Annotated in this window: 24 protein-coding genes and 1 tRNA gene; 6 read left to right on the top strand and 19 right to left on the bottom strand. The window is 72.0% G+C overall.

The window, feature by feature from the left end; genetic code table 11:
- Nucleotides 1–99: 99 nt before the first annotated feature.
- The 11 genes from ACFWJ4_RS04165 to ACFWJ4_RS04115 form a co-directional block, all read right to left on the bottom strand.
- Complete coding sequence (locus ACFWJ4_RS04165; protein ID WP_380538899.1) at nucleotides 100–879, bottom strand: ABC transporter permease; 780 nt, start codon at nucleotides 877–879, stop codon at nucleotides 100–102.
- Nucleotides 876–1,820, bottom strand: a complete 945-nt coding sequence (locus ACFWJ4_RS04160) for an ATP-binding cassette domain-containing protein (protein WP_380538896.1) — start codon at nucleotides 1,818–1,820, stop codon at nucleotides 876–878. The genes ACFWJ4_RS04165 and ACFWJ4_RS04160 overlap by 4 nt, the downstream gene beginning before the upstream one ends.
- On the bottom strand, nucleotides 1,820–2,659 hold the full coding sequence (locus ACFWJ4_RS04155; RefSeq protein WP_380538893.1) for a DUF4097 domain-containing protein: 840 nt from the start codon (nucleotides 2,657–2,659) through the stop codon (nucleotides 1,820–1,822). The genes ACFWJ4_RS04160 and ACFWJ4_RS04155 overlap by 1 nt, the downstream gene beginning before the upstream one ends.
- A gap of 129 nt (nucleotides 2,660–2,788) precedes the next feature.
- Nucleotides 2,789–3,361 (bottom strand): toxin-antitoxin system HicB family antitoxin, encoded by a 573-nt coding sequence (locus ACFWJ4_RS04150; protein ID WP_380538890.1) that lies wholly within the window; start codon nucleotides 3,359–3,361, stop codon nucleotides 2,789–2,791.
- A gap of 181 nt (nucleotides 3,362–3,542) precedes the next feature.
- The gene (locus tag ACFWJ4_RS04145; protein WP_359914296.1) at nucleotides 3,543–4,574 is read right to left on the bottom strand and encodes an adenosine deaminase; all 1,032 of its coding nucleotides are present in this window, start codon (nucleotides 4,572–4,574) and stop codon (nucleotides 3,543–3,545) included.
- 123 nt (nucleotides 4,575–4,697) lie between these two features.
- Nucleotides 4,698–5,993: a DUF445 family protein gene (locus tag ACFWJ4_RS04140; RefSeq protein ID WP_359914293.1), complete on the bottom strand. Its 1,296-nt coding sequence runs from the start codon at nucleotides 5,991–5,993 to the stop codon at nucleotides 4,698–4,700.
- A 114-nt stretch (nucleotides 5,994–6,107) separates the two neighbouring features.
- Nucleotides 6,108–7,403, bottom strand: coding sequence for a nucleotide sugar dehydrogenase (locus tag ACFWJ4_RS04135; protein WP_380539131.1), 1,296 nt, complete (start codon nucleotides 7,401–7,403; stop codon nucleotides 6,108–6,110).
- 2 nt (nucleotides 7,404–7,405) lie between these two features.
- Nucleotides 7,406–8,686: a glycosyltransferase family 2 protein gene (locus tag ACFWJ4_RS04130; protein WP_380538887.1), complete on the bottom strand. Its 1,281-nt coding sequence runs from the start codon at nucleotides 8,684–8,686 to the stop codon at nucleotides 7,406–7,408.
- A gap of 167 nt (nucleotides 8,687–8,853) precedes the next feature.
- The gene (locus tag ACFWJ4_RS04125) at nucleotides 8,854–9,816 is read right to left on the bottom strand and encodes an ATP-binding cassette domain-containing protein (protein ID WP_380538884.1); all 963 of its coding nucleotides are present in this window, start codon (nucleotides 9,814–9,816) and stop codon (nucleotides 8,854–8,856) included.
- A 39-nt stretch (nucleotides 9,817–9,855) separates the two neighbouring features.
- Nucleotides 9,856–10,707, bottom strand: coding sequence for an ABC transporter permease (locus ACFWJ4_RS04120; RefSeq protein ID WP_380538881.1), 852 nt, complete (start codon nucleotides 10,705–10,707; stop codon nucleotides 9,856–9,858).
- Entirely contained in the window at nucleotides 10,700–11,497 is a 798-nt protein-coding gene (locus ACFWJ4_RS04115; RefSeq protein WP_380538878.1) for an ABC transporter permease, read from the bottom strand. The genes ACFWJ4_RS04120 and ACFWJ4_RS04115 overlap by 8 nt, the downstream gene beginning before the upstream one ends.
- 224 nt (nucleotides 11,498–11,721) lie before the next feature.
- Here ACFWJ4_RS04115 and ACFWJ4_RS04110 point away from each other — a divergent pair, with 224 nt between their 5' ends.
- Nucleotides 11,722–14,061 carry a transglycosylase domain-containing protein gene (locus ACFWJ4_RS04110; RefSeq protein WP_380538875.1) on the top strand — a complete coding sequence of 780 codons (2,340 nt, stop codon included), beginning with the start codon at nucleotides 11,722–11,724 and terminating at the stop codon, nucleotides 14,059–14,061.
- Nucleotides 14,062–14,091: 30 nt separating this feature from the next.
- Here the strand turns inward: ACFWJ4_RS04110 and ACFWJ4_RS04105 are convergent, their stop codons facing one another.
- The 3 genes from ACFWJ4_RS04105 to ACFWJ4_RS04095 form a co-directional block, all read right to left on the bottom strand.
- Nucleotides 14,092–15,273, bottom strand: a complete 1,182-nt coding sequence (locus ACFWJ4_RS04105; protein ID WP_380538873.1) for a winged helix DNA-binding domain-containing protein — start codon at nucleotides 15,271–15,273, stop codon at nucleotides 14,092–14,094.
- A 139-nt stretch (nucleotides 15,274–15,412) separates the two neighbouring features.
- Nucleotides 15,413–15,715, bottom strand: coding sequence for a co-chaperone GroES (locus tag ACFWJ4_RS04100; RefSeq protein ID WP_049655715.1), 303 nt, complete (start codon nucleotides 15,713–15,715; stop codon nucleotides 15,413–15,415).
- A gap of 184 nt (nucleotides 15,716–15,899) precedes the next feature.
- Nucleotides 15,900–16,241, bottom strand: coding sequence for a DUF3618 domain-containing protein (locus ACFWJ4_RS04095; protein WP_380538871.1), 342 nt, complete (start codon nucleotides 16,239–16,241; stop codon nucleotides 15,900–15,902).
- 166 nt (nucleotides 16,242–16,407) lie between these two features.
- On the opposite strand from ACFWJ4_RS04095, the gene bcp reads away from it, so the two are divergent.
- Nucleotides 16,408–16,881 carry a thioredoxin-dependent thiol peroxidase gene (gene bcp / locus ACFWJ4_RS04090; protein ID WP_359915197.1) on the top strand — a complete coding sequence of 158 codons (474 nt, stop codon included), beginning with the start codon at nucleotides 16,408–16,410 and terminating at the stop codon, nucleotides 16,879–16,881.
- Between the two features lie 96 nt (nucleotides 16,882–16,977).
- Here the strand turns inward: bcp and ACFWJ4_RS04085 are convergent, their stop codons facing one another.
- Nucleotides 16,978–19,317, bottom strand: coding sequence for a chitinase C-terminal domain-containing protein (locus tag ACFWJ4_RS04085; protein WP_380539128.1), 2,340 nt, complete (start codon nucleotides 19,315–19,317; stop codon nucleotides 16,978–16,980).
- A 379-nt stretch (nucleotides 19,318–19,696) separates the two neighbouring features.
- Between ACFWJ4_RS04085 and ACFWJ4_RS04080 the strand changes: the two genes are divergently transcribed.
- Both ACFWJ4_RS04080 and ACFWJ4_RS04075 read left to right on the top strand, forming a co-directional pair.
- On the top strand, nucleotides 19,697–20,359 hold the full coding sequence (locus ACFWJ4_RS04080; RefSeq protein WP_380538869.1) for an HNH endonuclease signature motif containing protein: 663 nt from the start codon (nucleotides 19,697–19,699) through the stop codon (nucleotides 20,357–20,359).
- 7 nt (nucleotides 20,360–20,366) lie between these two features.
- Nucleotides 20,367–20,449, top strand: a tRNA-Leu gene (locus tag ACFWJ4_RS04075).
- A gap of 69 nt (nucleotides 20,450–20,518) precedes the next feature.
- Here ACFWJ4_RS04075 and rdgB read toward each other — a convergent pair.
- From rdgB to ACFWJ4_RS04055, 4 genes are all read right to left on the bottom strand, one after another.
- Complete coding sequence (gene rdgB, locus ACFWJ4_RS04070; RefSeq protein WP_380538867.1) at nucleotides 20,519–21,124, bottom strand: RdgB/HAM1 family non-canonical purine NTP pyrophosphatase; 606 nt, start codon at nucleotides 21,122–21,124, stop codon at nucleotides 20,519–20,521.
- Nucleotides 21,125–21,155: 31 nt separating this feature from the next.
- On the bottom strand, nucleotides 21,156–21,545 hold the full coding sequence (locus tag ACFWJ4_RS04065; RefSeq protein WP_359915201.1) for a hypothetical protein: 390 nt from the start codon (nucleotides 21,543–21,545) through the stop codon (nucleotides 21,156–21,158).
- A 247-nt stretch (nucleotides 21,546–21,792) separates the two neighbouring features.
- On the bottom strand, nucleotides 21,793–22,518 hold the full coding sequence (gene rph / locus ACFWJ4_RS04060; protein ID WP_359915203.1) for a ribonuclease PH: 726 nt from the start codon (nucleotides 22,516–22,518) through the stop codon (nucleotides 21,793–21,795).
- A 141-nt stretch (nucleotides 22,519–22,659) separates the two neighbouring features.
- Nucleotides 22,660–22,893: a glucose PTS transporter subunit EIIB gene (locus ACFWJ4_RS04055; protein WP_063349220.1), complete on the bottom strand. Its 234-nt coding sequence runs from the start codon at nucleotides 22,891–22,893 to the stop codon at nucleotides 22,660–22,662.
- Nucleotides 22,894–23,295: 402 nt separating this feature from the next.
- Between ACFWJ4_RS04055 and ACFWJ4_RS04050 the strand changes: the two genes are divergently transcribed.
- Complete coding sequence (locus ACFWJ4_RS04050) at nucleotides 23,296–24,585, top strand: PTS transporter subunit EIIC (RefSeq protein ID WP_380538865.1); 1,290 nt, start codon at nucleotides 23,296–23,298, stop codon at nucleotides 24,583–24,585.
- A gap of 387 nt (nucleotides 24,586–24,972) precedes the next feature.
- Nucleotides 24,973–26,250: a PTS transporter subunit EIIC gene (locus ACFWJ4_RS04045; RefSeq protein ID WP_380538863.1), complete on the top strand. Its 1,278-nt coding sequence runs from the start codon at nucleotides 24,973–24,975 to the stop codon at nucleotides 26,248–26,250.
- The last annotated feature ends 28 nt before the right edge of the window (nucleotides 26,251–26,278 follow it).

The following is a 26,278-nucleotide window of genomic DNA, read 5'->3' as shown; positions in this document are numbered from 1 at the left end:
GAGTTGTCCTTTGCCGGGACTTTACTACGGGGATGCCGGACGGCCCGGACGACGGGTGCTCCGTCGTCCGGGCCGCCGGGTGCACCGGCCGTACCCCCGTCACCGCCGGTAGAAGACGCTCCGCGACCAGAAGTAGCCGACCAGCGTCAGCACGGTGCACCAGGCCAGGGCGCTCCAGGCACTGGTGCCGATCCCGGTCCCCATCAACAGCCCGCGCAGGGTCTCGATCATGGGGGTGAAGGGCTGGTACTCGGCGAACCAGCGCAGTGCCGTCGGCATGGAGTCGGTCGGCACGATGGCGCTGCCGATGAAGGGCAGGAACTGCAGCGGCATCGGCATGTTGCTGGCGCTCTCGACCGTCTTGGCCACCAGGCCGATGCCGGCCGATATCCAGGTCAGGGCGATCGTGAGGAAGAGCAGCAGGCCCATCGCGGCCAGCCACTCCACCGGTCCGGCGTTCGGCCGGAAGCCCATCGCGAGGGCCGTGCCGATCACCAGCACCAGCCCGATCATGGTCTGGATGACACTGCCGACCACGTGCCCGGCCAGGAAGGCGGAGCGCGATATGGCCATCGTGCGGAAGCGGTTGACGATGCCCTCGGTCATGTCGGTGCAGATGCCGATCGCGGTGACCAGCGCCCCGGAGGTGGCCGCCATCAGCACGATGCCGGGCGTCACGTAGTCGATGTAGTTGCCGCCGCCGATGCCGGCGCCCAGGGTGCTGCCGTAGGCGTAGTTGAAGAGCAGCAGCATCATGACCGGCATCACCACGACCGCGAAGGTCAGGGACGGGTACCGCAGCGCGTGCTTGAGGTTGCGGCGCAGCATGGTCAGCGAGTCGCTGAGCGCGTGGCCGGCCGTGCCCGTGGCCATGCTCATCGCACGCCCTCCCCGGTCAGTTGAAGGAACGCGTCGTCCAGGTCGGCCGTCTCCACGACCAACGACTCGGCCTGCACGGACGCGTTGTCGAGCACGTCCAGCACGGCCTTCACGGTGAGGACGGAGTTGTCCCCCGGGATCTCCAGCCGCAGCGCCTCGGTGTCGGCCGTGGCGTATTCGAACAGTGCGGCGGCGGTGGCCAGCGAGCCGGCGTCCGCGAACCGGAGCCGGATCCGCCCGCCGGGGGCGAACCGCTTCAGCTCCTCGGCCGTGCCCTCGGCGACGATCCGGCCGCCGTCCAGGACGGCGATCCGGTCGGCGAGCTGGTCGGCCTCCTCCAGGTACTGGGTGGTGAGGAGGACCGTCACCCCGTGGTCGGCTACCAGGCTTCGGATGATCTCCCACATGGTGCGCCGGCTGCGCGGGTCCAGCCCGGTGGTCGGCTCGTCCAGGAAGATCACCTTCGGGTCCCCGACCAGGGTCATCGCGAGGTCGAGCTTGCGCCGCATGCCGCCGGAGAAGGTGGTGACGGCCTTGCGCGAGGCCTCGGTGAGATCGAAGCGCCGCAGCAGTTCCTCCGTCCGCCTCCGCCCCTCCCGACGGCGGAGGTGGTTGAGGTCGGCCATCAGCATCAGGTTCTCCTCGGCGGTGAGCAGGTTGTCCACCGCCGAGAACTGGCCCGTCACCCCGATCGCCTTCCGCACCGAGTCGGCCTCGCGTGCCACGTCGTGCCCGACCACCCGGGCCGAGCCGCCGTCCGCGGGGATCAGGGTGGAGAGGATCTGCACGGTGGTGGTCTTGCCGGCGCCGTTGGGCCCGAGCAGGGCGAACACGCTGCCCGCCGGGATCTCCAGGTCGATGCCCCTCAGGACCGCCTTGTCCCCGTAGGACTTGGTGAGTCCGGTCGCCGAGATCGCCGGGACCGCGGAGTCGGCCGCCATCAGGCCCTCCGGACGACGACGTTGCCGACCTGGGTGCGGCCGCGGACCTCGACCGTCTCCACCGCGTCGCCCGGGCCCTGGGTGGGGCCGAGGTCGTTGCGGACGCCGCCGACCTTGCTGTGCACGTCGAGCCAGGCCGCGGTGCCCTCCGCGATGCCGACCTCGACGTCCCCCACGCTGGTCTGGAGGGTGACCTTGCCGCGGACGACCCGGCCGACCCGGATGTGGCCGTGCGCCGACTTGGCGTCCACGTTCCCCTCGGCGAGGCCGACGTGGATCCGGCCGTTGGAGGCGTTGGCGTGGAGTTCGCCGTGCACCTCGTCGACCTCGGTGTCGCCGTTGCTGTTCTTCACCGTCAGCCGGCCCCCGACGGATCCGATCTCGATCCGGCCGGCCCCCGTCACCTCGGCGTCCCCGGTCGTCGCGCCGAGCCGGACGTCGCCGAAGCCGCTGTCGAGCCGGGCGCTCTCGGCGCTCTCGACCTGGATCCGGCCGAGCGAGGTCTTCAGTCGGCAGGCACCGAGCGGGCCCTCGGTGACGAACTCGGCCATCGGCGACTCGCTGTGGACCTCGGAGCCGGCCGGCAGCTCGACCAGGACCTCGACGGCGCCCTTCTTGCCGCTGAAGACGCTGCGCTGCTTGGGGGCCTTGATGCCGAGCCGGCCACCGGAGAAGTCGACCTGGGTCTGCTCGGCGGCCTTGACGTCCGCCTCCTTGGCCGGATTGGCGGGCCGGACCTCGACCACCGTGTCGGTGTGTTTGCCCGCCTTGATCCAGACCGAGCCGATGTCGAACTCGAGGATGGCGGAGATCGGTCCGTCGGTCTCGTACGTAGGCATGGCTGTCCCGTCCTTTTGACTCGTGTGGGTGTTCCCGCTGGTCGGAGCGGGGGTGACGTCGAAGGTGCAGAAGGTGGTGCGGGAGGTGGAGCGAGCGGTCGTACGGATGCTCGGGGTACTGCGGAGGCCTCAGTGGACCCAGCCGGTGAAGCCCTGGCCGCCGACGCTGCGCGCGACCCGGCTGCCCGGATCGGCCACCGGCCGGCGGGCCGGCTCGCCGCCCTCCAGGGCGCCGGCCAGGGCCCGGACCAGCCAGGCGTTGAGCGAGAGGCCGGCCTCGGCGGCGGCCTCCTCCGCCCTGGCCTTGAGGTGGGCGGGCAGGCGGAAGTTGATCCGGGCGGTGCCGGTCTCGTCCGGCTCCGGCGCCGCCGAAGGTGCCACCGGCGGCGCCACCGGTGGCGCGAGTGGTGCCATCGGTGCCGGCTGTGGCGCCGTATCGCCGTGGAAGGCGTCCGAGCCGGGCGGCGCCGTCACCACGAACTCGGGGTCGAGCCCGCGCAGGCGCACGTCCACCGAGCCGGGGGCGAGGTCACGGGTGACTTCGCCCATGGCGGCCGAGAGCGCGTTGAGCAGGGTGAGCCGCACGGCCGACTCCAGCGGGAGCGTCAGCCGCTCGGCCAGCGCACGCGCTTCGTCCCCGCCGGTGGCGGCGGCCACCGCGAGCTCGTTCCGGAGGTTTTCCACGTACGGCGTGAGGTCCATGGCCGTAAGCATGGCACGGCCGTGGTGCCATGTCGAGCCATTTGTGGCACCACTTTGGCGCCATAGTCCGAACGGGGATGGCGCCGGTCGGCGCCGGAACGCGGAACCGCCCCGCCGACCGAGGTCGACGGGGCGGTTCACCAGGGGAAACGCGACAGCGGGAAACGCGACGGCGGGAAGGTCAGGCCTGCTGCCAGCCCGCCAAGTAGGCGTCGATCTCCCCGGTCAGCCGGGTCTTGCCCGCCCGGTCCAGGAAGGAGGCCTCGACGGCGTTGCGGGCCAGCCCCGCCACCCCGGCCTCGTCCAGGCCCAGCAGTCGCGCCGCCACCGCGTACTCGGTGTTGAGGTCGGTGCCGAACATCGGCGGGTCGTCGCTGTTGACCGTCACCAGCAGCCCGGCGTCGACCATCCGCTTGATCGGGTGGTCCTCGATCCGCTCCACGACCCGGGTGGCGATGTTGGAGGTCGGGCAGACCTCCAGCGGGATGCGGTGCTCGCCCAGGTAGTCGACCAGCGCCGGGTCCTTCACCGCCTGGGTGCCGTGCCCGATGCGCTCGGCGCCGAGCGCCCGGATCGCGTCCCAGACCGTCTCCGGCCCGGTGGCCTCGCCCGCGTGCGGGACGCTGCGCAGGCCGGCCGCCCGGGCCCGGTCGAAGTACGGCTTGAACTGCGGGCGCGGCACGCCGATCTCCGGGCCGCCCAGGCCGAAGCTGACCAGGCCGTCGGGGCCCAGCTCAGTGGCCAGCCGGGCGGTCTCCTCGGCGGACTGCAGCCCGGCCTCGCCCGGGATGTCGAAGCACCAGCGCAGCACCACGCCGAGCTCCTTCTCGGCGCGCAGCCGGGCGTCCTCGATCGCCTCCATGAAGGCGACCTCGGGGATGCCCCGGCGGACCGAGGAGTACGGGGTGATGGTCAGCTCGGCGTACCGGATGTTCTGCCGGGCCATGTCCTCGGCCACCCCGTAGGTGAGCGAGCGGACGTCCTCGGCGTCCCGGACCAGGTCCACCACGCTCAGGTAGACCTCGATGAAGTGCGCGAAGTCGGTGAAGGTGAAGTACTCGGCGAGCGCCGCCGGGTCGGCCGGCACCTTGGAGTTCCCGGCGTGCCGGGCGGCCAGTTCCGCGACGACGCGCGGCGAGGCCGAGCCGACGTGGTGGACGTGCAGTTCCGCCTTGGGCATCCCGGCGATGAACGCCTCGATGCTCCGCTCCACAGGCTCGATCCGACTGACACTGGGGCCGATCCGACTTCCGTCCGGCTGGACCACGGTGGTTCCCTTCTTCCTTCTACGCGCGTACCGAAGACAGTTGCTGGCAAGGATAGGCCGTGCCCGGGGTCACCCTCCGAGCGCCACCGCCAGGGTGTGGATCAGCAGCCCGGCCAGGGCGCCGACCACGGTGCCGTTGATCCGGATGAACTGGAGGTCGCGGCCGACGTTGGCCTCGATCTTGCGGGAGGCGTCGTCGGCGTCCCAGCCCGCCACCGTCTCGGAGATCAGCGAGGTGATCTCGGTGCGGTAGGTGTCGACCAGGTACTGGGCGGCGTCCTGGAGCCAGCCGTCCACCTTGGCCTGGAGCTTGGGGTCGGTGGCCAGGCGCTCGCCGAAGCGGCGCACGCCGTCGCGGATGCGCCGGCGCAGTTCGCTGTCCTCGTCCTCGGCCGCGCCCATCACCAGGGTGCGCACGGCCGCCCAGGTGGAGTTGATCAGGTCCTGCACCTCGGCGCGGGCCAGCAGCTCGCCCTTGGCCCGCTCGACCCGGGCGATGGTCTCCGGGTCGGTCTGCAGCTCGGTCGCGAAGTCGGCGAGGAAGTTGTCGATCGCGCCGCGGGCCGGGTGGTCCGGATCGTCCCGGATGTCGGTGACGAAGCGCAGCAGCTCCTTGTAGACCCGCTCGCCGACCTGGTGGTCGATGAACCGGGGCGTCCAGCCCGGGGTCTTCTGGGTGACCTTCTGGACCACCTCCTCGTGGTTGGTGGTCAGCCAGCCGTGCGCCCGGACGGCGACCAGGTCCACCACCCCGTGGTGCCCGCCGTCCGCGACCACCTTGCCGAGCATCCGGCCCATCGGCTCGGCCACCGAGGTGGCCGCGGCCCGCCTGGTCACCGCCTCGGCGACCACCGCCCGCACGTCGTCGTCGCGGAGCACCGCGAGCAGGCCGCGCAGCGCCGCCGAGGCCTCCTTGGTGACCCGCTCGGCACTGCCCGGCGCGGCCAGCCACTCCCCCAGCCGGCGGCCGATGCCGAGTGCCGCCAGGCGGCCGCGGACCACGTGGCCGGAGAGGAAGTTCTCGCCGACGAAGTCGCCGAGCGAGCGGCCGAAGGCGTCCTTCTTGGTCGGGATGATCGCGGTGTGCGGGATCGGCAGGCCGAACGGCCGGCGGAACAGCGCGGTCACCGCGAACCAGTCGGCCAGCGCGCCGACCATGCCCGCCTCGGCGGCGGCCGCCACGTACCCCGCCCAGGGGCCGGCGCCGGCCGCCTTGGCCCAGGTGGCCAGGGCGAAGACCAGGGTCGCGAAGGCCAGCAGGCCGGTCGCGATGGTCTTCATCCGGCGGACGCCACGTCTCTTCTGCTCGTCGGCCGCGGTGAACCGGACCCCGGGACCGGTCCCGCTGAAGGCATCGTCACTCACCCCGCCAGTCTGCCCGTTGCCCGGCGCGGACGGGGGCGCGCCTCGCGATCACACGCCCCCGCCAGGCGTGACGCACCGAACAGCCCGGGCCTCACACGCCGAACAGCCCGGGCCTCACGCCCCGCCCAGCACCATCCGCCGCACCTCCGCGCCCGCCCAGCGCTTCGGGTCCGTGCACCGCCGCCCGTCCAGCAGCACCCGCACCCCCGGCAGGTCCGCCGGCGTCAGGTCCCGGTACTCCGGGTGGTCGGCCTGCAGCACCGCCGCCACCACCGGCTCCCCGCCGTACGGCGGCAGCCCGAGCGCCGCCAACTCCTCCGCCTCGTACAGCGGGTCGCTGACGTACGGCCGCGCACCCGCCGACCGCACCGCCTCGACCAGCGGGAACACCCCGGAGTACGCCGTCTCCTTGACCCCGCCCCGGTACGAGGCGCCGAGCACCAGCACGCCCTGCCCGGCGATCCCGCCCGGCACCGCCCCCGCCAGCACGCCCACCGCGTACCCCGGAACCGCCAGGTTGGCCTCGCGCGCCGCCCGGACCACCGTCGCGCCCGGGTCGTTCCACAGGTAGAGCCGCGGGTACACCGGGATGCAGTGCCCGCCGACCGCGATGCCCGGCCGGTGCAGGTGGCTGTACGGCTGCGAGTTGCAGGCGTCGGCGATCTCCGCGAAGTCCACCCCGACCTCGTCCGCGTACCGGGCGAACTGGTTGGCCAGCGCGATGTTGACGTCCCGGTACGTGGTCTCGGCGAGCTTGCTGAACTCGGCCGCCTCCGCCGAGGCCAGTTCCCAGACGCCGTTGGGCCGGGGCAGGTCCGGGCGCGGGTCGAAGTCCAGCACCGCCCGGTAGAACTCGGCGCCGCGCCGGGTGGAGGACGCGTCCAGGCCGCCGACCAGCTTGGGGTAGCGCCGCAGGTCGGCGAAGACCCGTCCGGTGCGCACCCGCTCCGGGCTGAACACCAGCGCGAAGTCCCTCCCGGCCGCGAGCCCCGACCGGGACGCCAGCCGGGGCGCCCAGCGCTCCCGGGTGGTGCCGACCGGCAGGGTGGTCTCGTAGCTGACCAGGGTGCCCCGGCGCAGCCCGGCCGCGACGGCGTCGGTGGCCGCGTCGAGCAGGGCGAAGTCCGGGCTGCCGTCGGCGGCGGTGACCAGCGGGACGACCAGTACGACGGCCTCGGCCCGGGCCACCGCGGCCGTGGTGTCGGCGGTGGCCCGCAGCAGGCCCTCGGCGACGACCCGCTTGAGCGCCTGGTCCAGACCCGCCTCCCGGGGGAACGGCGGCACGCCCCGGTTGACGCTCTCCACCACGCCGGGAGCGGTGTCCGCGCCGGTCACCCGGTGGCCCTTCAGCGCGAACTGCACCGCCAGCGGCAGGCCCAGCTTGCCCAGGCCGACCACGCAGACGTCCAGGCTCATCCCCGTCCTCCGTTCACCGAGTCGGCCAGCCGGCGCCACGCCGGGTGGCGCCGCAGCCGGCGCCGCAGCTGTTCCGGGACGAGCCCGCGCCACAGCTGCCGGGCGAGGTCGAGCCGCGGGGCGGCCTTCCCGACCGCCTCGGAGGCGGCCTCGGAGGCGGCCTCGTCCTCCGGCAGCAGGAACAGCTCGTCCGGCAGGCCGAGCCGGGCGTCCCGGAACGCCGGGAAGCCCGCGTACCGCCGCCCGCCGTCCACCACCACGGGTGGATCGCCGTGCGCCGCCTCGTAGCGGATCTGGTCGCGCAGCGCCTCCGGCCGCACCGCGCAGGCGAGTTCGAGCCGCACCCGCTCGGCGGGCGGCAGCCGGTGGTACACCTCGCGGGCGCCGAACCGCTCGACCAGGCGCGCGGCCTCGACGCACACCCGCTCCTGCACGTCCTCGGCCAGCAGCAGGAAGCCCTCCTGCAGCAGGCGCGGCACGTCCCAGCCGAAGCTGCGGGCCCGGATGGCGTCCAACTCCTCTCCGGGATCGGCCAGTTCCGCCGCCACCTGCTGCAGCGCGGCGATCCCGCGCAGCCGGTCCAGCACCCCGGCCCGCTCGGTGACGTTGCCCCGGTCCTCGCGCAGCACCAGGAAGTAGCAGTCGTAGGAGGCGAGGACGGACACCCGGGCCGCCCGCAGGCAGGCCTCCAGGGTGAACGGCTGGTCCGAGAAGACCTTCAACCGCTCGTCGCGGCGCAGCCCGTGGCGCCGGAGGAGGTCGAGCCGGAACAGCTTGGTGTCGGCCAGCGCCCAGGCCAGCGCGGAGTCGGTGAAGTCCACGGACTCGGCGTCGGCGTGGAAGATCCCCTGCGGGACCAGCCGCCCGTTCACCCCGATCTGCTTGGGCACCACCACGTCCGAGCCCCAGGCGTCGGCGGCCGTGACCAGCCGCTCCAGCGCCTCCTCGCCGAGCCGGTCGTCCGCGCCGAGGAACAGCACGTAGCGGCCGCGGGCCAGCTCCAGGGCGCGGTTGGTCGGGACCGCCGGGCCGCCCGAGTTGGGCTGGTGCAGCACCGTGAACAGCCCTGGGTGGCGGGCGGCGTACTCGTCCAGCAGCTCCCCGCCGCCGTCGGTGGAGCCGTCGTCCACGGCCACCACCTCCAGCCGCCCCGGCGCCAGGGACTGCCCGACCAGCGAGTCCAGGCAGGCGGTGAGGTACGGCATGGTGTTGTAGACCGCGACCACCACGGTCACGTCGGGTACGGCCATCGGGGAGCGGGCCTCCGGTTCCGGCATCGGCGAGTGATGCCGGGTCAACTCACGGTGGGGGCCAGGGGTCACGATGATCACCCGCACCGGCGACGGGGAACCGAACGCGCTCCCGGTTGTGGCACTGGCGTACGACGGCCGGGCGGCGGCCGGGCGGCGGCCGGAGCGCCCCCGGCCGCCGCGCGTCCGTCCCGTCAGCCGATCGCGACCTCCGCGTACATCCGGGCGATCACGTCCTCGATGGCCGGTTCGCGCACCGACAGGTCCACCAGGGGGTAGCGCGCGGCGACCGCCGCCACGATCGGCGCGGCGCTCTCCTGGGCCGGGAAGGCCAGCCACTGGCGCGGCCCCTCGACCCTGGTGACCCGGGCCCCGGGCACCTCGACCGGGTCCGCGAGTTCCTGCGCGAGGTCCACCACCAGCGTCCGCTCGCTGCGGCCGGTGGCGTGCAGGCCCTCCAGCCCGCCGTCGTAGACCACCCGGCCGTGGTCGATCACCATCACCCGGCCGCAGAGCTGCTCGATGTCGGTCAGGTCGTGGGTGGTGAGCAGCACGGTGGTGCCCCGGTCCCGGTTGACCTCGCGCAGGAACTCCCTCACCCGCCCCTTGCTGACCACGTCCAGGCCGATGGTCGGCTCGTCCAGGTAGAGCACCTGGGGGTCGTGCAGCAGCGCCGCGGCGAGGTCGCCGCGCATCCGCTGGCCGAGCGAGAGCTGGCGCACCGGGGTGTCCAGCAGTCCGCCGAGGTCGAGCAGTTCGACGCAGCGGCCGAGGTTCTCGCGGTACCGGGCGTCGGGGATGCGGTAGATCCGGCGGGCGAGTTCGAAGGAGTCGCGCAGGGGCAGGTCCCACCAGAGGGTGGTGCGCTGGCCGAAGACGACGCCGATCCGGCGGGCCAGTGCGACGCGTTCGCGCGCCGGGTCGACGCCGGCCACCCGCAGCCGTCCGGAGCTGGGGACGAGGATGCCGGTGAGCATCTTGATGGTGGTGGACTTGCCGGCCCCGTTGGGCCCGATGTAGCCGACGCACTCGCCGGCCTCGACGGTGAAGCCGAGCCCGTCCACCGCCCGGACCTCGCGTTTGGCCCGGCTGAACCGGCCCGTGCGGGTGCGTACGGTGAAGGTGCGGTGGACGTCGTGGAGTTCGATCAGTGCCATGGGAGCTCCTTCGGGATGGGAGGGGTTCGTGCGAGGGGTTCAGCTGCCGGTGCCGCGGTAGGCGCGCAGTCCGGCCCGCCAGGCGAGCCCGGCGGCGAGGACGCAGAGCGCGGCGACGACCGGCGAGGCGAACTGGAAGGCGGTGGGCAGGCCGAGCGGGTCGGGCCGGTCGAGGATGCGCAGCGCGGGCAGCCAGTTGACGAAGGCCAGCGGGACGCCGAAGACCGCCCCGGCGACCAGCTCCTTGGCGAAGACCGTCGGCGGGTAGTGCAGCAGCGTCGCGCCGCCGTAGGTGAAGGAGTTCTGGATCTCCTTGGACTCGCCCCACCAGAACTGGACGGTGGCGCCGCCGATGTAGATCGCGCCGAAGATGACGGTGCCGCAGAGCAGCAGGGCGGGCACCAGCAGCACCCGGTCCCAGGTCCAGTGGACGTCCAGGGCGGCCAGCGACCAGGCCAGCACCGCGACGGCCTGGAGCGGGCGGCCGAGCCGGCGCAGCGTGAAGCGTTCGGCGCACAGCTGGGAGAGCGCGGGCGCGGGCCGGATCAGCATGGTGTCCAGCGAGCCGCTGCGGATCCGCGCGCCGAGCCCGTCGGCCGAGCCGACCAGCAGGTTGGCGACGCCGAGCGAGAAGGTGGCGGTGGCGTACAGGAAGGCGATCTCCGGCAGGCTCCAGCCGCCGAGCCGGTCGGTGTGCAGGAACATGATCACCAGCACCGCGAAGTCGAGGGAGTGGGTGACCAGGCTCGCCGCCAGGTTGAGCACGAAGGAGGCCCGGTAGGCCATCATCGAGCGCATCCACATCCGGGCGCAGAGCCACCAGGAGCGCAGCGCCCAGGCGGTGCGGGCGGCGAGGGGCTCCCGGCGGAGCCCGACGAGCTGCTCAGCCACCCTGCACCACCACCTTGCGGGTGGCCAGCCACTGGGCGCCCCGCCCGGCGGCGAGCAGCACCACCGCCCAGCCGAGCTGGAAGCCGAGCGCCCCGAACAGGGCGGTGCCGCCGGTCCGTTCCAGGAAGACGTCGGTGGGGACGTTCACCAGCGCCGACCAGGGCAGCGCCCGGCCGAGGTCGCCGAGCAGGCCGGGGAACAGCGCGACCGGCAGCAGCATCCCGGAGAAGAACATCGAGACCACCAGCATCACCGAGCGCACACCCTCCGAGTCGTGCAGCCAGAAGCCGGTGATCGAGACCAGGAAGCGCAGCCCGAAGCTGACCACGACCGCCAGCAGTACCGAGAGCAGGAAGAACGCCCAGGTCAGTGGGTGTTCGGGCAGTCGGATGCGGAACACCAGCGCGCCGATCAGTATCGGCACGGTGCCGCGCACCAGCGCCTGGAAGCCGGCCCGGCCGAGGTCGGAGGCCAGCCACCAGGCCTGGAAGTCGACCGGGCGGTAGAGGTCGACGGCGATGTCGCCGCTGCGGAAGCGGTCTTGGATGTCGTCCTGGAAGCCGCCGCCCCAGACCGCGACGGTGACCAGCAGGCTCTGGCTGACCCAGATGTAGGTGACGGCCTGGCTCTGGTCGTAGCCGCCGAGGCCGGGGCGGGCCTGCCAGAGGGCGAGGAAGGTGGAGGCCAGGATGATGCCGAAGACGGTGTTGGTGAAGGTGCCGGCCACGGTGGCGGCCCGGTAGGTGGAGTAGCGGCGGAAGGCGCCGCGGGCAACGGCGGCGTAGAGCATATTGTCTCCTTGTCGACAAATATGGGCAGAGGGAGATGGACCTCGACATCCGCGCACGCCCCAGCGGCTCCGACCGGCCGTACCCGGGGGTGCCGGGCCTGGCGGGCGGAGCTGCGGAAGTGGGTGCGCTATGTGGTTTGCACCTTTCACCGTACCTCTGGCCCGCACCACCCGCACCCGGTTTTCCCCGCCTGATCCGACGTCAAATAGCAGATAATCTCGGCATGACCTTGAGCACCCGCCGCCAGGCCAAACGGGCCGCCCGCCGCGAGGCCCGCCGCGCCCTCCCGCTCTGGCGCCGGCTCCTGCCCACCTGGCGGGTCACCCTCGGCACCCTCACCCTGCTGTTCCTGCTCGCCGCCGGCGGCTTCGCCGTGCTCTACGTCATCGTCCCGGTACCCGACCCCAACGCCCACGCCGTCGCCCAGAACAACATCTACCTCTACGCCGACGGCACCACCGAGATCGCCCGCACCGGCGCCGTCAACCGCACCGACGTCACCATCGACCAGATCCCGCTCCCGACCCAGCAGGCCGTCGTCTCCGCCGAGGACCGCACCTTCTACCAGAACCGCGGGATCGACCTGAAGGGCATGCTCCGGGCCGGCTGGAACACCCTGCTCGGCAAGGGCATGCAGGGCGGCTCCACCATCACCCAGCAGTACGTCAAGAACTACTACCTCACCCAGGACCGCACCATCGAGCGCAAGGGCCGCGAACTGCTCATCGCCCTCAAGGTCGACCAGCAGCGCGACAAGCGCGAGATCCTCGCCGGCTACCTCAACAGCAGCTACTTCGGCCGCGGCGCCTACGGCATCCAGAGCGCCGCCCACGCCTACTACGGCGTCGACGTCTCCGGGCTCACCCCCGCCCAGGGCGCCTACCTCGCCTCCCTGCTCCAGGCCCCCAGCCTCTACGACGTCAAGACCGCCACCCCCGCCAACCGCGAGAAGGCCGTCGCCCGCTGGAACTACACCCTCGACGGCATGGTCCAGCTCGGCTTCCTCACCCCCGCCGACCGCGCCGCCACCACCTTCCCCGACCCGATCGACCCCCAGCCCGCCACCGGCCTCGCCGGCCAGGCCGGCTACCTGGTCGGCGTCGCCGACGACTACCTCGTCTCCTCCGGCACCCTCGACGCCGCCACCCTCAAGGCCGGCGGCTGGCGCATCACCACCACCTTCGACAAGCCCCGGCAGGACGCCTTCGTCAAGGCCGTCCAGGACCGGCTCACCGGCGAACTCGACCCCCGGGCCCGCCCCGCCACCGACACCGACGTCCGGGTCGCCGGCGCCTCCGTCGAACCCGCCACCGGCCGGGTCGTCGCCGTCTACGGCGGCCCCGACTACGCCAAGCAGCCCTACAACGACGCGCTGCGCCAGGACAACCAGATCGGCTCCACCTTCAAACCGATCGACCTCGCCGCCGGCCTGCTCGCCCAGCACACCCTCGACGGCGTCCCGATCACCACCGAATCCCGCTACGACGGCAGCAGCGAACGCCCCGTCACCGGCGGCCCCACCCCCTACGCGCCACCCAACGAGGACGACGTCGACTACGGCAGCATCACCCTGCGCTACGCCATGGTGAAGTCCGTCAACTCCGTGTACGCGCAGGAGGGCGTCGACGCCGGACTCGCCCGCGTCCGGGAGACCGCCGTCAAACTCGGCATCCCCGACAGCGTCCGCGGCATGGACCCGGCCAACACCTCGATGACGCTCGGCACCGCCACCCCCAGCGCCCTCGACCTGGCCGGCGTCTACGCCACCCTCGCCGACCACGGCCGGGCCCGCACCCCCTGGTCCGTCGTCAAACTCGAACGCGTCAACCCCGGCGGCGCCGTCGACGTCCCCAAGATGCCCGAACACGACCCCACCGAGGCCCTCGACCGGGAGACCGCCGACTCCGTCACCGACGTGCTGCGCGACGTCGTCAGCCCGCGCGGCACCGGCGCCGCCGCCCTCGACCTGAACCGCCCCGCCGCCGGCAAGACCGGCACCACCGACTCCAACCTCTCCGCCTGGTTCGCCGGCTACACCCCCGAACTCGCCACCACCGTCGGCCTGTTCCGGGAGAACCCGAAGACCCACGCCAAGGAGCCGCTGGCCGGCACCGCCGGACTCACCCGGATCAACGGCGGCACCTTCCCCACCCGGATCTGGACCGCCTACATGGCCGCCGCCCTCGACGGCACCCCCACCCAGGACTTCGACCTCAAGACCGGACACGGCACCCCCGCCGCCACCCCCTGGCCCACCGCCCCCGCCGGCACCACCCCCAGCGCCACCACCCCGACCACCGCCCCCGCCGCCGGCGGCGAACCCGCCAACGCCGGCCCGGCCCCCGGCACACCGCCCGGCCACGAGCCCAGCACCCCCGCCGCCACCGGCCGACCCGCTCCCGGCCCGATCACCCCCAGCCCGCAGGCGCCCAAGCCCACGACGGAGCCGGAACAGCCCAGCCCCACCCCCCGGCCCAGCCAGGTCCAGCCGACCCGCCCCACCGCCCCGCCCAGCGCCACCGGCGGCCCCGCCAGCCGCCCGGCGGCCCCGCCCACGCCCTGAAGCTTTGTCCCCGGACTTCCGGAACAAGCTTCAGGACGCGCCCCGGGCCACCAGTTCGCGCTCCAGCGGGGTGCGGAACCGCGGCGTCACCCGCACCTCCCCCAGCCAGCCCGCCAGCCGCTCGGCCCGCTCCGCGACGGCCCGCTCCGCCGCCGCCCCGACGTCCCGGAACAGCCGCCACACCACCTCGCCGTCGGGGCGCTGCGCCCAGCCGCCCACCACCTCGCCGCACCACCACACCGTCGGCCCGGCGTTGCCCGCCCGGTCGAACAGCGCCGGCACGTCCTCCGGCCGCAGGTACCAGTCCCGCCCGCGCCAGCCCATCACCGCCGGGTCCAGCGCGGGCAGCAGCGCCGCCCACGGCTCCGGCTCCGCCGCCGGCGCCTCGTCCCCCGGCAGCACCAGCGCCGGCGCCCCGCCGGCCAACGCCACGTCCAGCGCCCCGAGATCGGCCAGCGCCCGGCGGACGTCCCCCAGCGTCCAGCCCGTCCACCACTTCACGTCCTCGACCGTCGCCGGTCCGTACGCCGCCAGCCAGCGCCGCACCACCTGGGCCTTCGCCTCCCGCACCGGCACCTCCGGCCACTGCGGCACCGGCGCCCACGGGTAGCTGCTGCTCAGCCACGAACCGCGCGGGCGGGAGCGGCGCACGTGCCCGTCGGAGGCCAGCAGCCGCAGCAGGCGGCTGCCCACGCTCTGCTTCGCCTCGTACGCCTTGCCCGCCGACATCAGCATCGTCTCGCGCAACTGCGGTACGTCCTCGGAGAGTTCCCTGGTCGTCGCCTCGCCGCGGACGGCCAGCGCGGCCAGCACCTCGCGCTCCGTCTCCGCCAGCCGGGCCTCCCCCCAGCCCTCGGCGAAGTCCCGCAGGTGCTTCAGCAGCGTCGCCCGTTCCTTCGCCGCGATCGCCCGCGCCGCGGCCGAACTCACGTACGGGGCGAGGCCCTCCGTCACCGCGAAGATCGTCCGCCGCATCGACAGCAGTTTCACCAGCGAGACGTCCTCGTACAGCGCCCGGTCCACCTCCGCCGCCGAGGGCTCCGCCAGCCGCGCGCAGGCCGACAGGTACACCGTGGCCGCGTCCGTCGCGTGCAGCCCGACCACCGCGTCGGCCACGTCCTCCACCCGCGCCGCCCGCAGCGACGGCACCAGCAACTGCCGCCGTCCCAGCCTGGCCCGACGCTCCGCATCCCCGATCACCGGCACACCCATGCCGGGACCCTAGCGCGTGTCCGCCGCGCGGCACCGACGACGCCCGGGCGGCGCGGGCGGCCCGGCCCGCCTCCCGCGCCGGAAGCGGGGGGCCCCGACCCGTGTCGGGGCACCGCGGGGCACCGGGCGGATCAGGCCGTCACAGGTACAGCCCGGTCGAGCCCTCCGTGTCGCCGAAACGGGTCGCGGCGACGGCGTGCAGGTCGCGCTCGCGCAGCAGCACATAGGTGGCGCCGCGGACCTCCACCTCCAGCTTGTCCTCCGGGTCGTACAGCACCCGGTCCCCCGGTTCCACCGAGCGCACGCTCTGGCCCACGGCGACGGCCTCCGCCCAGGTACAGCGCTTGGACAGCTCCGCCGTGGCCGGGATCAGGATGCCGCCGGTCGAGCGGCGCTCGCCCTCGCCGCCCTCGATGCGCACCAGCACGCGGTCGTGCAGCATCCGGATCGGCAGCTTCTCGCCGAGCCGGTCGTGGCGGGCGGGCTCCTGCGCGTACTCGGAGCGGGTCGCTTCGTCGTTCGTACTCACGGTCCCGAAGGTACCTCCCCCGGGCGCGGGGCGTGACGCTGGCCCGGTACGCGGAAGGCCGGGCACGCGGCGCGCCCGGCCCTCCGTCCCGCGGTGCTCAGCCCTTGCGGCGCTTGCGGGCCGAGGCGACCAGCAGCACCAGGCCCACGCCGACCAGCGCGGCCGGGACGATCCGCTCCCGGCGCGGCTGCCCCTTCTCGTCCACGAACTGCGCCCGGACCTTCTCCACCACGCCGCTGGCGGCCACGTACGCCCGGGCCGCCCGCTCCTCGACGGCGGCCGCCGCCTTGGCCTTGACCTGGGCGGAGATGGTGCTCGGGTGGACGCGGACGGCCAGCTCGTCGAGGGTCCCTGCCAGCCGGTCACGCGTCCGCTCGATGTCCGCCTCGATCTGGGCGGTCGTCCGCGCCGACTTGTCCTGCGTGCTCGCCTCGCCCACTCGGGCCACCCCATTCACTCGCCGATGTCGTTCCGTCCGATCCGTGCGATCGGTGCGACTGACCCAGTGTGTCAGCTGCCGAACACGGCCGCGCGGCCCCACCCACCATCGGAGGTAAGTTTGCCGTGGTACAGCCGCCCGTCCCAGCCTTCAGGAGAGTACGACCGTGTCTGAGCGCCTCCAGCCCGGCGACACCGCGCCCGCCTTCAGCCTGTCCGACGCCGACGGCAACCAGGTGTCCCTCGCCGACCACGCCGGCCGCAAGGTCATCGTCTACTTCTACCCGGCCGCCCTGACCCCCGGGTGCACCAAGCAGGCCTGCGACTTCACCGACAACCTGGAGGTCTTCGCGGGCGCCGGCTACGACGTCATCGGCATCTCCCCGGACCAGCCGGAGAAGCTCGGCAGGTTCCGCGAGGCCGAGAACCTCAAGGTCACGCTGCTGTCCGACCCGGACAAGGAGGTGCTGGAGGCGTACGGCGCCTTCGGCGAGAAGCAGAACTACGGCCGCACCTACCTGGGCGTGATCCGCTCCACGATCGTCGTGGACGAGCAGGGCAAGGTGGAGCACGCGTTCTACAACGTGCGGGCCACCGGCCACGTCGCCAAGCTGCTGCGCGACCTCAAGGTCGGCGCCTGACCGACCGCGGTACGGGAGAACGACGAAGCGGTGGCGGCACACCCCCCGACCGGGTGCACCGCCACCGCCGTTCCTCACCTCAGCGGACCGGCTTGATCAGCAGGTCCCGAGGTCGCTCCAGACGCCCCACGAGCCGCCGGCCGCGGGGTCGTCGCCCTTGGTCCACCACTTGTTCTGGTAGTAGTGGCCCTTCCAGGAGACCTTGGTGGGGGTCGCGTAGGTGGTGCCCGCGTCCCAGCCCGGGGCGGCCGTGCAGGCGCCCGAGGTCGGGGTCGGCGTCGGGGTCGGGGTCTGCGTCCCGGTCGCGGTGGGCGTCGGGGTCGGCGTCGGGGTGGCCGTCTGCGTCGGGGTCGGGGTCGGGGTCGGCGTGCCGCCGTCCACCGCACCGCGGGTCAGGTCGCCCTTGATCCCGTACAGCGTGCCGCCCACGTTGACCGTCCAGTTGGAGGGCGTGGACACCGGCAGGTAGTAGACGAAGTCCATGTCGATCGAGGCGCCCGGCGCCAGCGACTGCCAGCCCGGCAGCTTGACCGACACCCGGTTGTAGGTGCCCTTCAGGCCGCCCACGTTGCCCGGGCCCGGGTTGTCCTGCTTGATGACCTGGAGGCCGAAGCCGGACTGGTCCTTGGCGTTGCCCGGGGCCGAGTTGCCGTAGTCGAACTGGAACTCGGTGCCGCCCGGCAGGGTCAGCGTCGAGTTGTTGACGATGTGCAGCTTCGGGTTGATCGGGTAGTTCGAGTCGCCCAGCGCGAAGTTGGTGAACGACACGTCGATCGGCAGGGTCTGCTGCGGCAGCGCGGTCGTCGAGCGGATCGCGCCGTACGGGGCCGCCGACTTGAACTTGTCGTACATCAGCGAGGTCAGCGTCGAACCGGGGACGTACTCGCCCTTGCCGCCGTTGGCGGCGGCGTCCCACTTGTAGTCGCCCGCGAGCTCCCAGATCATCGCGCCGCCGGCGCCCTGGTTGACGATGTAGTCCGCCTTGGCGCCCACCGACTGCTCGTCCTCGGTGGAGAGGAACACCTTCTTGGTGTCGTTCCACAGCCACGGCGCCACCAGGGCGGAGCTGTAGTTGCGGGTGTAGGTGCCCTGCAGGGCGGTGTCGGACACGCCGTACTTGGCCAGGTAGTCGGGCAGGATGCCCTTCTCCAGGTTCTTGGCGTGCCACATCGGGTTCGACCCGGCCGGGGACTCCTTGCCCGCGTCGTCCTTGTCGTTCCAGATGTTGTCGATGCCGACCGCGCCGTCACCGCAGGCGGTCAGGCCGGAGCCGGCCGGGCAGGTGGTCGCCGAGGCGGTGCCCCAGAGGCCGTTGGTGCCGCCCTGCACGTTCTTGAAACCGCGGGAGTAGTACGGCAGGCCGACGTTGATCCGGCCGCCGGGCATCGAACCGCGGAAGTAGTGGTACGACCAGTCGGCGTTCAGGTAGCCGATGCCGCCGTACTGCCCGGTGCCGTAGACGTTGGCGGCGGCCAGCTCGCCGTCCTTGCCGTCGTCGAACAGCGAGGCGTTCGGGCCCACGTACTTGTTCCAGGCGCCGTGCAGGTCGTACGACATGATGTTGACGTAGTCCAGGTACTTGGCCACCTGGAAGGTCTCCATGCCGCGCAGCAGGTAGCCGGAGGACGGGGCGGCGACCGACAGCAGGTAGTGCTTGCCGTCGGCGGCGCCGGCCTTGTCCAGGTTCTCGCGCAGGGTCTTCATCAGCGCCGCGTAGCCCTTGGCCAGCGAGCCGCGCTTGGCGTTGGCGAGCTGCCAGTCCAGCGGGTTGCCGGCGTCCTTCATCGAGGTCGGGTACTCGTAGTCGATGTCGACGCCGTTGAAGCCGTACTTGCGGATGAAGTCGACCGAGGAGGCGGCGAAGGTGTCGATGCCGGCCTGGTTGACGCTGCCGTCCGCGTTGACGGTCATCGAGTAGAAGCCGCCGGAGTCGACGCGCTTGCCGTCGTCCCCGAAGTAGCCGCCGGTCTCGGTCCAACCGCCCACCGAGATCAGGGTCTTGACGTTCGGGTACTGCTTCTTGAACTTCGTCAGCAGGTTGAAGTGGCCCTTGTACGGCAGGCTCGGGTCCAGCTCGGCACCGGGGACGCCGGGGAAGGAGATCCCGGTGGCCTCGTTGGTCGGGCCGTCGGTGCCGACCGAGAGCTTGTTGTCGCCGCCGACGTGGCCGAAGGCGTAGTTGAGGTGGGTGACCTTGTCCCAGGGGATGTCGTTCACCAGGTACGGCGCGTCGCCGTTCTTGCCGGTGCGCCAGCCGGTGAAGTAGCCGATGATGCGGCGCTGGTGGTCGGCGCCCATCTTCTCGCGCCCGCTGGTGTCGTAGACGGAGCAGTACGGGACGTCCGCCCCGGGGGTCTGGTACAGGCCGTCCGGCCGACAGGCCGCGTTGTCGACCGCCGCCGACGCCTGCGAGGGCGCCGCACCCAGCGTCGCCATCAGCAGTCCGGCCAGCGAGGCCGCGGCGAGCGAGGCCACGCCGGCCCGGGCGGCCGGGTTCTTCCGGCGGTGGGCGGCGGTGGGACGCCGCTCCGCCGTGTTTCGGATCAACACTCGGTCCTCCAGGAGAGAGTGTCGGCGCGTGCCTGTGGGGGAGCACGCACGTGGGGGATTGCAATTGGCGCAGAAGCTATGTGGTCTGAACCACATAGGTCAATAGGTCTGTACCAATTGGTAATCAAAAGCCAAACATCACAGGTCGGAGCCGCTCGACAATCGGTCAGCCCCCTGGCCGAAACCCGCCCACCCGTGACCGAACCCCACCCCGACCGCTTGCATACCGGGGGACGGGCACACGACTGCCCACAGGGGGACGACCATGCCGGTCAAGTACACCCGCGAACTGCCGGCCTCGCTCGCGGCCGAGTCCAACAGCGTGAACGAGATGCTGATCGCACTCGACCGCGAGCCGAACGAGTACAACCGCAAGTACCTGCGGCAGCGGCTCAGGGCGTACGGCATCGACGCCACCCACTTCCCCACGCCCGGGACCGCCTACACGAAGGAACTGCTTCAGGAGGCCGTGGCCGCATCGCGCAGCGCGGCCGGTGTCGTACGCCACCTCCGCAAGCGCCAGGCCGGCGGTACCCAGGCCCACATCGGGCGGAGGATCAAGGCCCTCGGCATCGACACGTCGCACTTCACCGGGCAGGCCCACAACCGCGGCAAGCAGGCTCCGACGCGAGTCCCGGCCGATCGGTTGCTGATTCAGCGCCCTCCGGGCGCCAAGCGGGTCCCGGGCCTGCGGATCCGTCGCGCCCTCACCGAACTCGGCCGACCCGAGCTGTGCGAGGGCTGCGGCACCGGCCCCGCATGGCGCGGGCGCCCGATGACCCTGGAGGTCGACCACATCAACGGCGACTGGTCGGACAACCGGCCGGACAACCTCCGGCTGCTCTGCCCCGACTGTCACGCCACCACCCCGACCTACTGCAGGCGGAAGAAGGGCAGTGCCCCAGTCCGGGGCAAAGCCCTAGACTGAAGGCCATGCGGCCTTGGCGTAATGGCAGCCGCGCGGGTTTTAGGTGCCCGTGGGAGTAATCCCGTGAGGGTTCGAGTCCCTCAGGCCGCACTTGCCTTGGAATCGAAGGCCCACCCCGAGAACAAGCTCGGGGTGGGCCTTCGGTTTTCCGACTTCCCGTCAGGCCAGCAGGTCCTTGACGACCGGGGCGAGGGCGCGGAAGGCCTTGCCGCGGTGGCTGATGGCGTTCTTCTCGGCCGGGGTGAGTTCGGCGCAGGTGCGGGTCTCGCCGAGCGGCTGGAGGATCGGGTCGTAGCCGAAGCCGCCGTCGCCGGCCGGGGCGGTGCGCAGGGTGCCGAGGAGGCGGCCCTCGACGACGCGCTCGGTGCCGTCGGGGAACGCGAGGGCGGCGGCGCAGAAGAAGTGGGCGCCGCGGTGCGGCTCGGCGATGTCGGAGAGCTGGGCGAGCAGCAGGTCGAGGTTGGCGGTGTCGTCGCCGTGCTTGCCGGACCAGCGGGCGGAGAAGATGCCGGGCGCGCCGTTCAGCACGTCCACGCAGAGGCCGGAGTCGTCGGCGACGGCGGGCAGGCCGGTGGCACGGGCCAGGGCGTGCGCCTTGAGCAGGGCGTTCTCCGCGAAGGTGACCCCGGTCTCGGGGACGTCCGGGATCTCCGGGTAGGCGTCGGCGCCGACGAGTTCGACGTCCAGGCCGGCGTCCGCCAGGATGGCGCGGAGCTCGGTGACCTTGTGCTGGTTACGGGTGGCGAGAATCAGGCGGGTGGACATATCGCCCACCCTACCGAGGGGCCGGGGACGATCAGCCGGTGCAGACCGAGGTGAGGTTGCCGGCCGCGGCACCGAGCGGCTTGAGGTCCGGGACCTCGTTGCGGTCCGCGGCCCGCTGCACGTTCTCGACCTGCTTCTGCAGATCGGTCACGGCCTTGGCGACGTCGGTGTTCTTGGAGTTCTTCCCGACCTGGTCGAGGTCGTTCTTGAGCTTCTGCAGGGCCTTCCCCGCCGCGGCCGCGTCGTTGCTCGCGTTGTCGTAGGCCTGGGTGACGTCGGCGATGTCTCCGGTGATCCGCACCGCGGTGTTGCCGCAGTCGAGCGCCTTCTGCGCGGCGGAGCAGCTCACCATGCTGAGCGGGAGGATCGCGATGAGTCCGGCCACGGCGAGGGCGGCGGGGCGGGCGATGCTCGACGGCATCCGATCCTCCTGTGGGGCGCGGGTTCCGTGATGGGGGACGCGCGCCGGGAGGTGCGCGGTTCCCGCAGCGGGAGTGCTGCGGGAACCGTACGGTCTCCGGGCCCGGCCTGTACAGCAGGCCGACCGGTTCGGCGGGCCGTTCGCCCGCGGCCCGCACGCGTGTCCGCGCCGCGGCCCGAACGGCCGTCCGCGCCCGCGGGCTGACCGTGCGTCCGCTCCGGTCCACGGCTGCGGGACCCGCGCGGGTTCAGCCCTCCAGGGCCTTGCGCTGGATCGCGTCCAGCTCCGCGCAGCCGAGGCTGCCGAGGTCGAGCAGCCGGTCGAGCAGCTCGCGGTCGAACGGGGCGCCCTCGGCGGTGCCCTGGACCTCGACGAAGCGGCCGTCGGAGGTGCAGACGATGTTCATGTCGGTCTCGGCGCGCACGTCCTCCTCGTACTGGAGGTCGAGCATCGGGACGCCGTCGATGATGCCGACGCTGACGGCGCTGACGCCGCCGGTGATCGGCTGGCCCTTGGCGCGCAGCAGCTTCTTGTCGCGGGCCCAGGCGACGGCGTCGACCAGGGCGACGTACGCGCCGGTGATGGCGGCGGTGCGGGTGCCGCCGTCGGCCTGGAGGACGTCGCAGTCGAGGACGATGGTGTTCTCGGCGAGCGCCCGGTGGTCCACGACGGCGCGCAGCGAACGGCCGATCAGCCGGCTGATCTCGTGGGTGCGGCCGCCGATGCGGCCCTTGACGGCCTCGCGGTCGCCGCGGGTGTTGGTGGCGCGCGGGAGCATGGAGTACTCGGCGGTGACCCAGCCCTCGCCGCTGCCCTTGCGCCAGCGGGGCACGCCCTCGGTGACGCTGGCGGTGCACAGCACCTTGGTGTCGCCGTAGGAGATGAGGACGGAGCCTTCGGCGTGCTTGCTCCAGCCCCGTTCGATGGTGATCGGGCGGAGCTGTTCGGGGGTGCGGCCGTCGATGCGTGACATAGGCACTGAGCGTAGTCGCTCCGGGGGGCCGGTCCGGGAAGCGGCGGGGAGCCGGTCCGGGAGCCGACGGGGATGCGCCGCGGCCCGCCGTCCCCCTGAGCGGGTCGGCGGGCCGGGCGGGCTGAACCCGGGTGGCTCAGCTCACATCATGTCCTCGATGTCGGCGGCGATCGGGTCGGCGTCGGTGCCGATGACGACCTGGATCGCGGTGCCCATCTTCACGACGCCGTGGGCGCCGGCGGCCTTGAGGGCGGCCTCGTTGACCAGGGAGGCGTCCTTGACCTCGGTGCGCAGGCGGGTGATGCAGCCCTCGACCTCTTCGATGTTGTCGATGCCGCCCAGACCGGCGACGATCTTCTCAGCCTTGCTGGCCATCTGGTTTCTCCCTCTGTCTCGGCCCTTCGGCGGCTCTGCCGGGTGCCGTCCTGCGCTGGTGCTGGGGTGTCCCTCGACCGCCGGGCGGTGAGGTCCGTGCCGGTGGCTGACGCGGGTTCGGCTGCGGTCGTGCCGGCGAGCAGCGCGACCAGCATCACCCGTGCCGGTCCGGTCCGCCACGTTAGTCCACTTTTGGCCCATTCCGGCGGGCAGGCGTCCGATCGTCGCCCGAGGATGACGATCAGCGGGGCTCGCACCTCCGGAGTACGGCCTGCTTCCAAGTGGTCTACACCAATATATGTGTACTCCGAGGAACGCGGTAACGGACCCGGGTGTTCCCGAACCCCGCCCGAGGGTCCCGCAGGGGCCCACCGGTCGGCAACCGCACGCGGAGGGCGAAGGATGAGTTCGGCAGGCGCCACGGCCCCGCAGACCACGTGGTGGCACACCTTCTACGGCGGCCTCCAGAAGATGGGCCGCTCCCTGCAGCTCCCGGTGGCGGTGCTCCCCGCCGCGGGCATCCTCAACCGGCTCGGCCAGCCGGACGTGTTCGGCAAGGACGGACTGGGCTGGGACGACGTCGCGAAGGTCTTCGCCGCCGCGGGCGGCGCACTGCTCGACTCGGCCTTCGGCCTGCCGATGCTGTTCTGCGTCGGCGTCGCGATCGGCATGGCGAAGAAGGCGGACGGCTCGACGGCGCTGGCCGCCGTGGTCGGCTTCCTGGTCTACTTCCGGGTCCTGCACGCCTTCCCGGAGCACTGCAAGCCGCCGACGGTGCTGATCAGCGACCAGTGCGTGGACTACACCTCGGCGAAGGCGGCGGCCGCGACGTACCAGAACCCGGGCGTGCTGGGCGGCATCCTGATCGGCCTGATGTCGGCCTGGCTGTGGGTCCGCTTCCACCGCACCAAGCTGGTCGACTGGCTCGGCTTCTTCAACGGCCGCCGCCTGGTTCCGATGATCACCGCCCTGGTCGGCATGCTGACCGCCGTGGTGGCGATCTGGGTCTGGCCGCCGATCGGCCGCGGCCTGAACGACTTCTCGCAGACCCTCGCCGACCTGGGCGCGGCCGGCGCCGGCATCTTCGGCGTCTTCAACCGCGCGCTGCTGCTGATCGGCATGCACCAGCTGCTGAACACCTTCGTCTGGTTCCAGTTCGGCGAATTCGTCAAGCCGGACGGCACGATCGTGCACGGCGACATCCCGCGCTTCCTGGCGGGCGACCCGACGGCCGGCCAGTTCCAGTCCGGCTTCTTCCCGATCATGATGTTCGCGCTGCCGGCCGCCGCCCTCGCGATGGCGCACTCGGCGAAGCCGCACCGGCGCAAGGAGATCTACGGCCTGATGCTCTCGGTCGGCCTGACCTCCTTCGTGACGGGCGTCACCGAACCGATCGAGTACTCCTTCGCCTACCTCGCCCCCGCCCTGTACGCCGTGCACGCGCTGCTGACCGGCGCCTCGATGGCGGTGACCTGGGGCCTCGGGGTGCACGACGGGTTCAGCTTCTCGGCCGGCCTGATCGACTACGCGATCAACTGGGGGCTGGCCACCAAACCGTGGCTGATCATCCCGATCGGCCTCTGCTTCGCCGCCGTGTACTACGCGCTCTTCCGGTTCATCATCGTCAAATTCAACCTGAAAACACCCGGGCGGGAGGACGACGACCAGGTCGAGGACGTCACCAAGGCCTGAGCCCGAGCATCACGGGGGTTATCCCCGCAATGGCCCCCGGACCCGACGGTCCGGGGGTCTTCGGCATTTCGGAAAGCCCGGTCGCCCCGGCCCAACGCGCCTGGCAGGGCCCACCGGAGCAGGCTGTGCTTTTGTTGCGCGATTAGCCAAAATCGATTTTGTTGCGCGGTCGGCCAAAATGCCGATCGCAGCCGCGACCATGATCGCCATTCGGTAACTAGGTTTCGATTTCATAGCGCTTCCCGGCGACACCGCTTTCCGGGGTTCCTCGACTTCTCCACCCGTGCTACAAAACTGGTCTACACCACGTGTGGTGTAGACCAGTTCGCGGTTCGGCCCCTGTGCCTTCCCCCCGACCGACCGCCATGCCGTTAGGAACCCACCCCCATGAGTCAGTCTGCGCAGGCACCGGCGCCCGCCACGGCTCCGGCCCCACCCAGCCCCGCCAAGAAGTTCGGCCAGAACCTCCTCCAGGGTCTGCAGAAGATCGGTCGCAGCCTCCAGCTGCCCATCGCCGTGCTCCCCGCAGCCGGTCTGCTGATGCGTCTCGGCCAGGACGACGTGTTCGGCAAGGACGGCCTCGGCTGGGACAAGGTCGCCGCGGTGTTCAACACCGCCGGCACCTCGGTCTTCGACGCTCTGCCGATGCTCTTCGCGGTGGGTATCGCGATCGGCTACGCCAAGAAGGCGGACGGCTCCACCGCCCTCGCCGCACTGGTCGGCTACCTGGTGTACAAGAACGTGCTCACCGCGTTCCCGATCACCGAGTACAAGATCCTCCCCGGCAAGGACGAGGCCGCCACCTACCAGAACCCGGGTGTGCTCGGCGGCATCGTGATCGGTCTACTGGCCGCGGTGCTGTGGCAGAAGTACCACCGCACCAAGCTGGTCGACTGGCTCGGCTTCTTCAACGGCCGCCGCCTGGTCCCGATCATCATGGCCTTCGTCGGCACCGCCGTCGGCGTCTTCTTCGGTCTGGCCTGGGGCCCGATCGGCGACGCCATCAAGAGCCTGAACGACACCCTGATCGGCGCCGGCGCGTTCGGTGCGGGCGCCTTCGGCCTGGTCAACCGCGGTCTGCTGCCGGTCGGCATGCACCAGTTCGTGAACTCCTACGCCTGGTTCCAGACCGGTGACTTCACCAAGCCCGACGGCACCGTCGTGCACGGCGACCTGACCCGCTTCTTCGCCGGCGACCCGACCGCCGGACAGTTCATGTCGGGCTTCTACCCGATCATGATGTTCGCGCTGCCCGCCGCCGCGCTGGCCATCGCCCACGCCGCCAAGCCGCACCGCCGCAAGGCCGTCACCGGCATGATGGTCTCGCTGGCCCTGACCTCCTTCGTCACCGGTGTCACCGAGCCGATCGAGTTCGCCTTCGTCTTCATCGCCCCGGTCCTGTACGTCATCCACGCGCTGCTCACCGCCGTCTCGATGACCGTCACCTGGGCGCTCGGCGTGCACGACGGCTTCACCTTCTCCGGCGGCCTGATCGACTACGCGCTGGCCTGGAACAAGGCCACCGACCCGTGGATGATCATCCCGCTCGGCCTGGCCTTCGCCGCGGTCTACTACTTCCTCTTCCGCTTCGCGATCGCCAAGTTCGACCTCAAGACCCCCGGTCGCGAGGACGACGACGAGATCGAGGACGTCACCAAGGCCTGACGCCCGCGTCACCGCCCCACCCCGAAGG

Source organism: Kitasatospora sp. NPDC127067 (genome assembly GCF_042724755.1).
GTDB classification, from domain to species: Bacteria; Actinomycetota; Actinomycetes; order Streptomycetales; family Streptomycetaceae; genus Kitasatospora; species Kitasatospora lactacystinica.
This window is presented reverse-complemented; position numbering and strand designations above follow the sequence as displayed.